Here is a 13,777-nt window from a genome sequence, read left to right as displayed (position 1 = left end):
TCATGAGACGGTACTTTTTCCACCGGGTCCGCATTCTTTGCCAAGCGCGCTCTTTTTGGCCTTATGCGGTAAGCTGCACGACCTACCAACACGCTATATTCTCATCCAGTGATCAGCCCGGAACAACGTGTACGCGCCATCATGAGCGCAGCTTTCACCCAGGTGGCCGACAGTATTGGCACCGATTCGGCTACCCAGCCCGTTGACCCGCTGCTGCAGGCCAGCCGCCATGCCGATTTTCAGGCTAATGCGGCCATGGCCATGGCCAAGGCACTCAAAAAGAACCCACGCGAGATAGCAACAGCCGTGATCGAGGCGGTAGCTGCCAACGAGCTGATCGACCAGCTCGAGATTGCCGGCCCCGGTTTCATCAACATCACGCTGGCCCCCGGCGCCTTGGGTGGACTTCTGGCCGAACAGCGCGCTGATGCGCTGCTGGGATTCGTGCCGCCGAGCCAGCAAACCATTGTCATCGACTATTCTGCTCCGAATGTGGCTAAGGAGATGCACGTCGGCCATTTGCGCTCCACCATCATTGGGGACGCCTGCGTGCGCCTGCTGGAGTGGCAGGGACATAATGTGATACGGCGCAACCACTTAGGCGACTGGGGCACCCCGTTCGGCATGCTTATCGAGCATCTGCTGGATATGGGCGAAACTGAAGCCACCCAGGAGCTCTCACAGGGAGATCTGAACGGTTTCTACCGCGCGGCCCGCCAGAAATTCGCAGACTCCGAAGAATTCCAGACACGAGCGCGCAATCGTGTCGTGTCACTGCAATCGGGCGATGTCGAGACCCTGCGCCTTTGGAAGCTGCTGATCGAACAGTCGCAGAAGTATTTCATGCAGGTATACGCGCAACTGGAAGTACGCCTCGATGGTTCTGAATTCGTCGGCGAAAGTGCCTACAATGATGAACTCGCCCCCACCCTGGAAGCGCTGCGCTCGCTGGGCCTGATTCAGACCAGCGATGGTGCCGAGTGCCTGTTTCCTCCCGGCTTTACCAATCGTGATAACGAACCTCTGCCCCTGATCGTGCGCAAGCGCGATGGTGGCTACGGGTATGCTGCAACGGATCTGGCAGCACTGCGTCAACGCACGCAGACACTAAACGCCGATCGCCTGCTGTATGTGGTGGGTTCGCCCCAATCACAGCACTTGGAGATGGTCTATGAGGCCGGACGCATGGCTGGCTGGTTACAAGCACCGGCGACTGCCGAACACATCGCCTTCGGCTCCGTACTGGGTTCGGATGGCAAGATGTTCAAAAGCCGCACAGGCGACACGGTTCGCCTGTCGGACCTGGTGAACGAGGCCATTGATCGAGCTGCGGCCACCATTGAAGCCAAGAACCCGGAACTCTCGGCTGAAGAGCGCGTGGAAGTGGCGCAGATGGTCGGCATTGGTGCGGTCAAGTACGCCGATCTGTCCAGCGAACGCACCCGCGATTACGTCTTCGATTTCGATCGCATGCTGGCGCTGGAAGGCAATACCGCCCCCTATATGCAATACGCCTACGCCCGGGTTCAGTCCATCGTACGCCGCGCCATGGCAAGTCATGGCATCGACGCCCCTCAGATCGACCAGGCCCCCATGATTATCGTTGACGAGGCTGAAAAGCTGCTGGCCATGCAACTGCTGCGTTTTGCCGATGTCGTCGAAGACGTATCCGACTCACTGCTGTTCCATCGACTGGCTACCTATCTGTTCGATCTGGCCACAGCCTACTCCGGCTTCTACAACTCCTGCCCAGTGGTGGATGCCCCGGACGCAGAGACACGGTTGAGCCGTTTGGCGCTGTGTCGTTTGACGGCACGAACGCTGGCTACTGGCTTGTCATTGTTGGGGATACGGGCGCCAGAAAAAATGTAGCGAGAGCTGAGAAGGGGCTGCAGACTCATTCAGTGTCACAGCAGCCCCCAAAACTCGGCCACTCGCCTCACCGCACACAGATCTGCATTAACAATATAATCCGCCGCCGCACCACAATCCTCGGGGTCGCCATCGGTATCAATTGGCACAGCATGGCCAAAGTCCTGAAGTGACCAGGCCTCCACTCGCGGATTCCCCGTCTCATCGTGATAAACCTCTCGGGTCGCATTGCCAAACACCTGCTGAACATCCACCACCGTGTCGATATTCTGAACAGCCGTCCATTGTTCAGTCAATTCCATGAGATTGTCCGGATCGACCGTCTCATCAGCCGTGCCCTGCCACAGTGATATCAACGGCCATTGTTCGGGCATCGATTCTGCGTTCTGCGTGATGAATTCTGCCCACTGCTCAGCTTCGCGGTTCGTATACCCAAAACCTGCAACCCCACAAGCATAGCTGGCATCCGCACCATCCAGTGCATAGGGGATGTAGTGCAGCCAGTACCAGCTGAAATCAAACGCACCGGCGCTCTGGTTGCAGTCAAACGGCAAGCCGGCAAAGATGGCGCCGCCTGCAAATCGACTGGGGTAATTAGATAAAAGCACCGCGCTCATGGCGCCACCAGCAGAGAGTCCAAGAACATAGACACGCGACGGATCTACGCCTTCCTTTTCGATGAGGTTATCGATCATTGCCAGGATTGATGCACTTTCGCCTTGCCGCGGCCGATTATCGTCCGTGTCGTACCAACGAAAACAGCGCCTGGACATATTCTTCTCACTTTGCTCTGGCAGCAACAGCAGGAACGGTATTTGCTCGGCAAGCGCCCTTAATCCAGTGGCCTCATCAAAGCCTTCAGCCGTTTGCTGGCAGCCGTGCAGGGCGACTACCAGAGGCATATTGTCGCGCTCCTCAGCAGGTCGATGCAGATACATCAGCAACTCACCCGGATTCTCTCCAAAGTCACCCACCTGCTCAAGTGCCAATGCCATCGAGGGCAGAGCCACAGATAATACGAGGCCTGCAATCAACACATACACAGCCGCAAAACATCGGCCAATCGAAGACTTTGCGAGTTCGTACAGAGGCATAGAGGCTCACTTCCTTGTCATTGAATTCATGAGACGAACAACAGATCCGCCTTCCTCACTGCATCATCTCAGGAATCGAGCCCGGCAGGTCGTACATGATGCAACGGCTTGGTGGCAGCCCCCAGTTCCCTTATAGTGTCAAAAAGTCACTCGACAGGAACTTTGACATGACCCGAACTCGCCTGATGCTGGCCGTAGCCCTTGCCGCAGCCCCAGCCCTTTTGAGCGCGCAGGATTTCAATGTAACGCCGCCCAACTCACCCGAGCAACGACCCGCCTTTGAAGGCCAGACCCGAGCACCGGTCATTGATCAGGGCGTCGAACTACAACAGGAAATCATCGCTGAAGGCCTGAGCAATCCCTGGGGAATGGACCAGCTACCGGATGGCAGCTGGTTAGTCACAGAACGAGCAGGAACCCTGCGCTCAGTGTCAACAGAGGGTGTGCTATCGGACCCGATAAAAGGTCTTCCCGAAGTGGATGCGCGTGGTCAGGGTGGCTTGCTGGATGTCTTGATCGCAGAGGATTTTGCGAAAACCCGACGTGTCTGGTGGAGCTATGCCGAGCCTCGTGGCAATGGCAAGAATGCCACCGCCGTGGCCACCGGTGTGTTGTCGCCTGACAGAACTGAGCTTGAGGATGTCCAGCTGATCTTTCAGCAACAGCCAGCCTGGAGCTCCACTGCCCATTTTGGTTCACGATTGGCCTTCGACCGGGAGGGCGCACTTTTCATAACAACCGGCGAACGTTCGCAGCGTGAGCCACGGCAGTTGGCCCAGGATGTTTCAACCACTCTGGGCAAAGTCGTACGCATTGATCCGATGGGAGGCCCCGCATCCGGCAATCCAACGATTGAAGGAGCACTGCCTGAGATCTGGTCCTATGGTCATCGCAATCCCCAGTCAGCAGCCCTGGGACCCGATGGCGCACTCTGGACGGTTGAACATGGACCTCGCGGCGGCGATGAGCTGAACCGACCAGAAGCCGGACTCAACTACGGCTGGCCTGTCGTCACCTATGGCGAGGAGTACTCAGGCAGTCCGATAGGACAAGGCATTACCGCCGAGAGTGAATTCGAACAACCACTGTATTACTGGGATCCCGTCATCGCTCCCAGCGGCATGGCCTTCTATGAAGGCGAGCTATTTTCTGATTGGCAAGGTAGCGTTCTGATCGGTGGTTTGGCAGGACAGGCGCTGGTGAGGCTGGAGCTGGACGGCACTCGCGTCACCGGAGAGGCGCGCTACTTACAAGGCCAGGGCCGGGTTCGTGATGTGGATGTGGCGCAGGATGGGTCGGTGATCATTCTGACTGATTCAGGCGATGGAGTGATGCTTAGGCTCAAGCCCGGGAGATGAAATACACCATTATCAAAACAACTTGACAATCCCAATAAAATATCGGCACACATCTCACAATAAGCCAAGACTGGCACAGCCCTGTTTCTATTGATTAAAACAAGCACTTTAAAAACATTGCAGGCTAAGGAAAAAGTCAAACACCCGCAAATAGGCGATTTCAGACAAAAAGTGATTCCCCGGGCAGGCCCCGTCAGGCATACTGATTTCGCAGTCTGATAGTTTTCAATAAAATAAAACAAGACGGGAGACTCCGATAGTGTTGCCAGATTCCAAACTAAACCCAGATACCCAACCGTACATCAGCACCCACCATAAACTCATGCGATCACATCGGCTCAGCAAGCTGGCCCTCGCTCTGGGACTTTCCCTTGCGTTGGTGGCTTGCAGTGATGATAACGATGATGACGTCGACCCTATAACTGACCCAATCACCGACGTCGGTGGTGGCAGTGATAATGACTTCCTTCCCCCCGAAATTCCGTCCGGCTATACAGTCAAGGAAATCAGCTTTGCAGACAACAACATGGTGGCAGCCGCCAACCCAGTCGCCGTCCAGGCCGGTGTCGATGTACTGGCTAATGGCGGCAAGGCAATCGATGCTGCCATTGCTGTACAGGCGGTCCTGAATCTGGTCGAACCTCAGTCATCCGGTATCGGTGGCGGCGCATTCATCGTGTACTACGATGCTGCGACCAAGTCTCTGACCACCTATGACGCGCGCGAAACTGCTCCAGCAGCCACCACCCCGGAACGCTTCCTTGACGAAGAAGGCAACACACTGGGCTTTTCCGATGCCGTGGGCGGCGGGCTGTCAGTCGGCACTCCCGGCGTGCTACGTGGCCTGGAAATGGCCCACACTGCACATGGTGCACTGCCATGGGCTGGCCTGTTTGACAGAGCCATCCAGCTGAGTGAAGACGGTTTTGAAATATCTAATCGTATGAGCACCAGTGTCGCAGGTAGCGCAGAACGTCTGGCAGCACAGCCAGCTGCAGCTGCGTACTTTCTGCAAGAAGATGGCACAGCCAAACCCACCGGAACCGTTCAGACCAATCCGGAATTCGCTGCCACTCTGCGCACGGTTGCAGAACAGGGTGCGGATGCGTTTTACACCGGTCCACTGGCCCAGGCGATGGTCGACATAGTCAACAACCACCCGACCAATCCGGGCGACTTGTCACTCGAAGATCTGGCGGGCTACACGGCAATCGAGCGTGAACCTGTCTGCGTAGTTTACCGAACTGATTATCGCGTATGCGGCATGGGACCTCCAAGCTCAGGCGCGCTGACCGTTGGCATGACTCTGAAAATGCTCGAACGCTTTGACCTGGCAGCAACAGGCCCGAATACGGCCGAGAGCAACCACCTGATACTTGAAGCCTACAAACTGGCCTATGCCGATCGCGGTGCCTATATGGCTGACAGCGACTTTGTCGATGTCCCGGTTGATGGTCTTATCGATAGCGCCTACCTGGATACACGTTCGGCACTGATCGAAGCCAGCATGGCAATGGATAGTCCGGATGCAGGCTTTCCACCGGGCGTCACAGTAGCAATGGGCCAAGACAACTCACTGCAACTGCCTTCAACCAGCCACATCTCGATTGTTGACTCAGAAGGCAACTCGGTATCAATGACCACGACTATCGAAAGCGGTTTTGGCAGCCTGCAGTTTGTTAATGGCTATCTGTTGAACAATGAGCTGACCGACTTCTCATTCAGTCCGACCGACGAGAACGGCAATCCTATCGCTAACCGGGTAGAGCCTGGCAAGCGGCCGCGTAGCTCTATGGCACCCACCATTGTCCTCAATGACAGCAGCGATGAAATTGAAATGGTGATTGGTTCTCCGGGTGGCAGTCAGATCATCCAGTACGTAACTAAAACCCTGATCGGTGTCATTGACTGGGATCTGGATATCCAGCAGGCGATCAACCTGCCCAACTTCGGTGCCAGCAACTCGACTAATGTACGAGTCGAGGAAGGCAGCGTCGATGTCGAGCTGATCAAAGCCGGCCTTGAAGGTCTTGGCCACACAGTCGACGATACACGAGCTGCGACCAGTGGCCTGCAAGGATTTGTCTTCAACGGTCTGCGCGAAGATGGCAGCGAAGGCTTGCTGAGCAGCCACCCTGGCTCAGGCACTTGGGCTGGTGGTGCAGATCCGCGTCGTGAAGGAATTGCGATGGGTACGCCCTGACTGGCAATAGTTGTCAGTGCCAGAAAGGTAAGTCGACGGGGCCAATAGGCCCCGTTTTCAGTTTGAGCGACCCCGAAAGATCAGCAACGAATCCGTCCGATTCCCAGCCTCAGGCAATGTGCGTTTGGTTAGTGATACGTGCAACCACTCACAGCCACCATCAACACCGCTCTACGCATCATCCCTGCGTTGCTATCAGGTAGTCCTCTACCAGTGAATGCAGCGTAGCAATATAACCATCACTTCGTGCGGCGCGCGATGAATCCGACGTCATGGCCACAACCAGACCCGCCTGCGGCACCACATGGATAAGCTGCCCGCCGTATCCGCGTGCATAGGCCGCTTTCTGGCCAGCCAGCGGCAACAGGTACCAGCCATAGCCGTAAGCATGGTCGGACCACGGCGATACGGTTTTAGGTTCAAAACTTTGCCGGACCCAATCCTCCACCATCACCAATTCATCATTCCAGCGACCATCCAGGCGATACAATTCACCAAAGCGAGCCATCTCGAGCGGTGACATTGACATCTCGTTGCCGCCCAGGTAACGCCCCTGAGGATCCCGCGTCCAGGTTGCAAACTCTATGTCCAGGGGCTCTCCGAGCCATTCACGAGACAGGGTCAACAGGCTCTTGCCCGTCACTTCAGAAAGAATGGCTCCTAACACATGCCAGCCTGCCGTCGAGTACTGCATTTTGCCACCCGGAGCCGAGGTGAAGGGCCGTGTCAGTGCATAGCGGACCCAGTCGTCACTAGCTGCCCAACGACCATAATTGCCCCCTGACTGACTCTCAAGACCCAGACGCATCGTCAGAAAATCCTGCACGCTCAGTTTGGCGATACGAACATCGGCATCGACCGGCACCAGATCAGGAGCCAGCTCACCTAACGTTGCGTCGACGCCAACCAGACTGCCCCGCTCGATAGCGCAACCAACCAGTCCCGCCACAACTGATTTGGATATCGATTTGACATTGACGGCCTTATCCACCGGTGGCCCACGGAAATTTTCTGCCAGGACAATCTCGCCCTGCTTCATCACCACGAGCCCGTGCAGGCGATCAAGCTGTCGTGCTGCATCTGCGAATGCATTGATGGCGTCAGCAGCCGTAACAGGCGTGTTGGCGGTCTCACTGCCGGTCGCAGCAAAGGCTGGCAGACTGGTTGCAGCCAGACAATAGGCAGCGCTCTTGAGTAGAGTTCGTCTTTTCATGCTTGCATCATTTAGAGTTTAAGAGCGCCGTGAGACTGCAGACGGTTGTCATTCTACTACGTAACATTGAGAACGATTGGAGGCCCGCGCATTACCGACACCACGTTTCTGGAAAGAAACCTTTGTTCTCAAGCACAGTTAAAGTGCAGTTCGGCCAGCGCGCAAGTTGCCAAGTGGCTCATTGAAGCCGAGTAGACGGGGATATGCATACCCTCTCCTCAAGCCCCGATCAAAGTATTACTCAAATCTGCCGTTAGCCCAACCAGAAGAGGCTTTAAAAGGCTTCCTTTGACTACGAAAAGAAATACTCCTGGAACTTGACCGGATTCACATGCCGCTAGCAAGCGATGCAGATCACGACGAGAACTGGTCCACGTCCGATAAGGGTGGGCAAGGCCAGGCTGTGTCAACGAATCAGGCTATTAACAGATTAAGGCCTGCTGCCAACAGTCCAACTATTCGGCAGAAACCATCGCAACGTTCAGCAGCACGGCCTGGTCTTGCCGAATTTCATATAAAAAGGCAAGCAACCCTACTTGAAGTTCTGGCAGATTTTACTGATCAACTTACGCTGCCAGCCGCTTTGTTGGCCATTGCCAACGATCTGAAGCACCGTTTCCAGTGCGATCGTATCGCCATTGGCTTGGTGATCGATAGCAAGATCCAGATTGCGGCCATATCGCAGCAGGCCGTGATCGAAGCTCGGACTGACGAGATCCGGTTACTGCGTGAGGCCATGCAGGAGGCCTGCGATCAGGGAATCACCATTGATTACTCTGGAGCTAGCACAACCTCGCACACGGTTGAATGCCATCACGCATTGGCAGAGGGACAGGCAAGCTTGCATATCTGCACGATCCCGCTGTGTGACAAGGAAACTGTCATAGGCGCCTTGTTATTGCAGCGCCGGGCTGAGCAGTCGTGGTCACGTATGACACTCGAGTTGCTCACCCAGATTGCCGCTCTTGCCGCGCCTCTCATTGCCCTGCGTCGTGACGCTGAACGTAGCGCCGTGCAGATGATACGCATGCAAATACGCAGCAACCTGGCAAGCTTGATAGCGCCGAAAGAGCTGATTGCAAAGGCGACTGCAGTCATTCTGGTTCTATTGCTGGTTTTAGCCTATGTCTTTCCAGTCACACATCATGTCAAGGCATCTGCCGAAATAGTACCGACCGAACGACGCGTCATCGCGGCTCCGATTAGCGGCTTTATCAATCGTGTTTTTGTCAACGCGGGGGATCTTGTGCGCACTGGAGATAGCCTGATTCGCCTGGACACCCGGGAGCTTGAATTGACGCTAGCTGGCCAGGAAAACCAGATCCTAAGCGCCCGCGCACATTTGCGTGCCGTCATGGCCGGCTACGATCGCAACGAGCTGGCTATTGCGCAGGCTGAACTTGACCAGATTGAGGCTGAGCTGGCACTGAGCAAACAGCAACTATCACGGACCACCATGACGGCTCCTATCGATGGCGTGATTGTCAGCGGTGATCTAAGCCAGTCACTGGGCATGTCGGTAGAGCGCGGCAAGGTACTACTGGAAATGGCTCCCGCTGATGGCTACGACGTGCATCTACTGGTCCACGAAACCGACGTGTCGTATGTGCAGCCAGGACAGACGGGACGACTCTCCCTGGCAGCCGATCCGGGCACCGAGCTGCTGCTTGACGTCAGTGCCATTCATCCGATTGCACAGGCCAATGGCGGCGTCAATCGTTTCCTGGTTGAGGCAACGCTCCAACAAGGGGCTGCGGGTCTGCGCCCCGGTCAAACCGGCATGGTCAAACTTGCTGTGGGAGAGGCCAGCCTGTTGTGGCTCTGGACCCATCGTTTTGTCGAGTGGGGCCGTCAAAGATTGTGGGAGTGGTTAGGGTGAAGCAGGACCCGCTGTTCAGCGAACACTGGTATCGTGTCAAAGACTTGAAGCTCAGGCTAGCCAGTGACGTCGTTGTTTATCGTCACCGTTACCGCAAGGTGCCCTGTTTCGTACTGCATCGCAAATCGACCAGCGCCTATCACCGGGTCGATACCGCCGTCTTCAAGATGATTGCTGAGCTGGATGGGTCGGTAACACTCGATTCGGTCTGGCAACGCGCCCTTGAAATACAGGGCAACCAGGCGCCGACACAACCCCAACTGATCGGCCTCCTGGCACGCATGCATGAAGCTGAACTGCTTTCGGTCAACCGCAAACTGGATGCCGAGCAACTGTTTTCTCGCAGCAAAGACAATGCACGAAAGGATGCCAGGCAACGCTATCTCAACCCTCTGTTTTTGAAATTCACACTGTTCGATCCTGACCGACTGCTCAACCTGTTGCAGCCCCTCGCGCGTTGCCTTTTCTCGCGAACAGCACTGGTCATATGGGTGGGGCTACTGGTACTTAGCCTTTTTCTACTGCTACCACGCTGGGCCAGTCTACGTTACGAGGTTGCCAGCTTTGATATGTTTTCTGCCGGCAATCTAGTGCTTTTCCTGTCGCTCTACCCGGCCCTTAAACTGGTACATGAATTGGCCCATGGTCTCGCTATCAAACGCTTTGGCGGCGAGGTACATGAGCTGGGTATAGCGCTGATGGTTTTTCTACCATTGCCCTACGTAGATGCCAGTGCCGCATCAGTTCTGCCTGACAAATGGCATCGGATGCTGATCAGTGCTGCGGGGATTCTGGTTGAGCTGGCGGTGGCGGCAATCGCCACCCTTGTATGGTGTTTCAGCGACGGTCTGCTGCACGATCTGGCCCTGATGTTGATGCTCATCGGTGGTGGATCAACGTTATTATTCAATGGCAACCCGCTACTAAAATTCGACGGTTACTACATTTTGTCAGACGCTGTGGAGATTCCGAATCTGGCGGATCGTTCACGACAATACCTGCTGGGCCTGGCCCGTCACAAACTCTTTGGCATGCCTTCGCAGCAGACGCCTCTGGCGGATCGTGCCGAGGGTGTCTGGCTGATTCTGTACGGACTGCTCTCAAGTACGTACAAGCTTGCCATCATGTTTGCAATCGCCTTGATGCTCAGCGAAAAATTCTTCTTTTTCGGTACGGCAATGGCCATCTGGGTAGTGGTGAGCCTGGTAGGGCTGCCCTTGTGGAAACTGCTGAAGTTCGTCGCCGTTACACCACAATCCTCGAGACCGCGTGCCATCGTTGTGACCGCAAGTTTTTTTGTACTATCCGCAATGACAGTAACCTACCTGCCTCTGCCGTTGAATACGGTATCCAGGGGTGTCGTCTGGCTACCAGAAAACGCTATCGTGCGTGTGCAAAGCCTCTGTGAGGTCACTCAGGTGAGGGTTCTCTCCGGAGCAACGGTCACACTGGGCGAACCCTTGTTTTATTGCGAGGATCCTCAGCTTGAGACTGAACAGGACATTTTACAGGCGCAGCTGGATCAGCTTGAAGCGGTGCGCACAGGGCTCGACCTGAGCGACAGAGTAGATCACGAAAAGTACGGGCACGAGATCGAAACACTGCAAGTAAAGCTTAAGCATATTGATGACAACATCGCCCGACAGCTTGTTACGGCTCAGTCGGCCGGGAGATTCTTTTTCACTGATAACACAACACTGGAAGGTCAGTTTCTTACGCCCGCAGCCTTAGCGGCCTACGTTGTACCGAGTCACGCGCGAACCGTTCGCATCGCCATTGAGCAAGCAGATGCGTCCTGGTTCCAACAGGGCGAGACCGAAGCGGAGCTCCGGTTTGATGAGCAAGCTGGCAAACGCCAGGTTTACCAGACTCGAATACATCGCCAGACACCGCAGTCAACATCAGTGGTACCCAGTGCCGGACTCACCACGGCCGGTGGCGGCGAGCTTGTCGCAGACTCGGCCGGCGACGGACGCACGGTGCTCGAATCGGTTTTCGATATTGAACTTGCCTGGCCCGAGAACGCACCGCACCTCAACGTGGGCAGCCATGTCAGCGTGGTTTTTCGACACGCATCAAGACCCATTCTCAGTCGCCTGGTAGTCATCATGCAACGAGCCTTTCTCGGCAGGCAGGATGTTTGATGAACCATTTGATTCAAGCTTCACGCCCCGGACTACTGTTGGGTGACAGGCCCGAAAGAGCTCCAGCAAAGCCTCTCAATACGGCAGACCAATGGCTGAGCAACGCCTGGCAGGAATGGAAAAACCCCATCAGAACGTTGTCTGAGTTCAAACCGGTACTCAAACGCGTACTGGCAGAGGAGCAACGTCTTGCTGCGCTGAACGCATCGGCACTAGCCCAGCAGATCAACTATTGTCGACAAAAACTGCAAGGTGGATCGCTTGACATAACGGTCGCTGAGCAACTCTTTGCAGCCATTCGACTAGCGGCGCGTAGCACACACAACGTTACCCTGCACACAGAGCAACTGTTCGCAGGTTGGGCCATGTTGCACGGCAATATTGTCGAGATGAATACCGGGGAAGGTAAAACCCTGACGGCTGCATTACCGGCGATTGTTGTCGCTTTGACTGGCACACCAGTTCATGTGATCACCGTCAATGAATATCTCATGCAACGCGACGCTACCGCTCTGACCCCCTTGTATACACGGTTCGGTCTTCGCGTCAGCGTCGTCAACGATAGCATGAGTGATGACGAGCGCCACAAAGCCTATGGGGCCGATATTGTCTACTGCACCAATAAGCAGATTGTATTTGACTACCTGCGTGATCTGCAGCAACTTGATGGCTACCATCTGGGACTCAAGAGCCGGCTGCGCTCGCTGCTGTCTACAGCACCGACGAAACCTGTCTTGCGTGGGCTGTGCTTCGCTATCATAGACGAAGCCGATAGCGTGATGATTGACGATGCCCGCACACCCTTGATACTGGCAGAGCCGTTACAAGCCGAGCGTTCTGCGGTCACCGAGTCGGCCATTGCACTTGGTGTCGCACGGACTCTGCACGAAGGTGCTGATTTTCGCATCCAGCATGACACTCATTCTGTCTGGCTCACTGAGACGGGTCTGGACGCCGTGCGTAACCTGGCGGAACGTCTCAATGGCGTGTGGCGATTCGAGCGATACCGCAACGAGTTGGTGCGGCAAGCTCTGTGCGCATTGCATCTGTACAGGCGTGATCGCCATTATTTAGTACGCAACGGTTGTGTCGAGCTGATTGACGAGGCGACCGGTCGCCTCATGCCGGATCGAAAACTGCAGCACGGTTTGCATCGTATGCTTGAGCTCAAGGAGAGTTGTTCACCCAGCGACGAGACGGGCGTGAAAGCGGCCATCAGCTTCCAGAGCTTCTTTCGTCGCTATCGCCACCTGACTGGCATGAGCGGGACCATTTACGACGTACGCTCCGAATTGAGGCAGGTTTACGGCAGAGGTGTCGTAAAGATCCCACCCCACAAGAAGAATCATCGGCGTTACCTGCCAACCATTGTCTTGAATAATCGAACCGAACAGTTGGAGCGAGCATTGCAAGAGGTCCTCACGCGCACCTCTCTGGGGCAACCTTTGCTGATTGGTACCCGCAGTGTTGAACTCTCAGAGCAGGTCAGCGACTTGCTGCATGTGGAAGGCATACCTCATGAGCTTCTCAATGCACGACAAGATGCGGACGAGGCCAGGGTCGTCGCCAATGCAGGCAGGCCGGGTGCGATTACGGTGGCGACAAACATGGCAGGCCGAGGCACAGACATCCCACTACAGGCTAACGCCTCTGAGCTCGGTGGATTGCATGTCATCAACCTGGAGATCAACGAATCCTCCCGGGTTGATCGTCAATTGTATGGCCGAGCGGCACGCCAAGGGGATCCTGGCTCCTGCCAGAGCATTCTGTCACTGAGCGATGAACTTGTAACCAAGACCCAGTTAAGGAAAATTGCAAATCTGGCCGATAACTGTTTGAACCGCCACCCAAGGCTTGGGCAGTGGTTGGCACTTCAACTGGTGGAATATGCGCAGCGTCGCTGTGAACGTATACACCGTCAACAACGAATAACCGTTTTCCAGGAGCAGGATCAGCTCAATCGCCAACTGGCAATCAGCGGCAAGGGAACGTAAACAGGCTGGCGGAGTAAGGA

Annotated in this window: 8 protein-coding genes; 6 read left to right on the top strand and 2 right to left on the bottom strand. The window is 55.6% G+C overall.

What is annotated here, in order from left to right; translation table 11 throughout:
• Window positions 1-141 precede the first annotated feature (141 nt).
• Complete coding sequence (argS, locus tag IMCC3135_RS02550; protein WP_088921644.1) at window positions 142-1,872, top strand: arginine--tRNA ligase; 1,731 nt, start codon at window positions 142-144, stop codon at window positions 1,870-1,872.
• Between the two features lie 35 nt (window positions 1,873-1,907).
• Here argS and IMCC3135_RS02545 read toward each other — a convergent pair whose 3' ends face one another.
• A complete protein-coding gene (locus IMCC3135_RS02545; protein WP_169727397.1) occupies window positions 1,908-2,966 on the bottom strand; it encodes an extracellular catalytic domain type 1 short-chain-length polyhydroxyalkanoate depolymerase in 1,059 nt (352 codons plus the stop codon).
• Between the two features lie 167 nt (window positions 2,967-3,133).
• Between IMCC3135_RS02545 and IMCC3135_RS02540 the strand changes: the two genes are divergently transcribed.
• Both IMCC3135_RS02540 and ggt read left to right on the top strand, forming a co-directional pair.
• Entirely contained in the window at window positions 3,134-4,324 is a 1,191-nt protein-coding gene (locus tag IMCC3135_RS02540) for a PQQ-dependent sugar dehydrogenase (RefSeq protein WP_088921642.1), read from the top strand.
• Window positions 4,325-4,646: 322 nt separating this feature from the next.
• Complete coding sequence (gene ggt, locus IMCC3135_RS02535) at window positions 4,647-6,527, top strand: gamma-glutamyltransferase (RefSeq protein ID WP_088916156.1); 1,881 nt, start codon at window positions 4,647-4,649, stop codon at window positions 6,525-6,527.
• 178 nt (window positions 6,528-6,705) lie between these two features.
• Here ggt and IMCC3135_RS02530 read toward each other — a convergent pair whose 3' ends face one another.
• Window positions 6,706-7,740, bottom strand: coding sequence for a serine hydrolase domain-containing protein (locus tag IMCC3135_RS02530; RefSeq protein WP_088916155.1), 1,035 nt, complete (start codon window positions 7,738-7,740; stop codon window positions 6,706-6,708).
• A 331-nt stretch (window positions 7,741-8,071) separates the two neighbouring features.
• Here IMCC3135_RS02530 and IMCC3135_RS02525 point away from each other — a divergent pair, with 331 nt between their 5' ends.
• From IMCC3135_RS02525 to IMCC3135_RS02515, 3 genes are read left to right on the top strand one after another with little or no spacing between them, the layout of a single operon-like run.
• Complete coding sequence (locus IMCC3135_RS02525; protein ID WP_088916154.1) at window positions 8,072-9,619, top strand: efflux RND transporter periplasmic adaptor subunit; 1,548 nt, start codon at window positions 8,072-8,074, stop codon at window positions 9,617-9,619.
• On the top strand, window positions 9,616-11,763 hold the full coding sequence (locus IMCC3135_RS02520) for a M50 family metallopeptidase (protein ID WP_088916153.1): 2,148 nt from the start codon (window positions 9,616-9,618) through the stop codon (window positions 11,761-11,763). Before IMCC3135_RS02525 ends, IMCC3135_RS02520 begins: the two co-directional genes overlap by 4 nt.
• Entirely contained in the window at window positions 11,763-13,757 is a 1,995-nt protein-coding gene (locus IMCC3135_RS02515) for a preprotein translocase subunit SecA (protein ID WP_088916152.1), read from the top strand. Before IMCC3135_RS02520 ends, IMCC3135_RS02515 begins: the two co-directional genes overlap by 1 nt.
• Window positions 13,758-13,777: the final 20 nt, after the last annotated feature.

The sequence above is a fragment of the Granulosicoccus antarcticus IMCC3135 genome, from assembly GCF_002215215.1.
In the GTDB taxonomy this organism is placed as follows: domain Bacteria; phylum Pseudomonadota; class Gammaproteobacteria; order Granulosicoccales; family Granulosicoccaceae; genus Granulosicoccus; species Granulosicoccus antarcticus.
The sequence above is the reverse complement of the archived record's forward strand: the minus strand, read 5'-3'. Positions and strand labels throughout refer to the sequence as shown.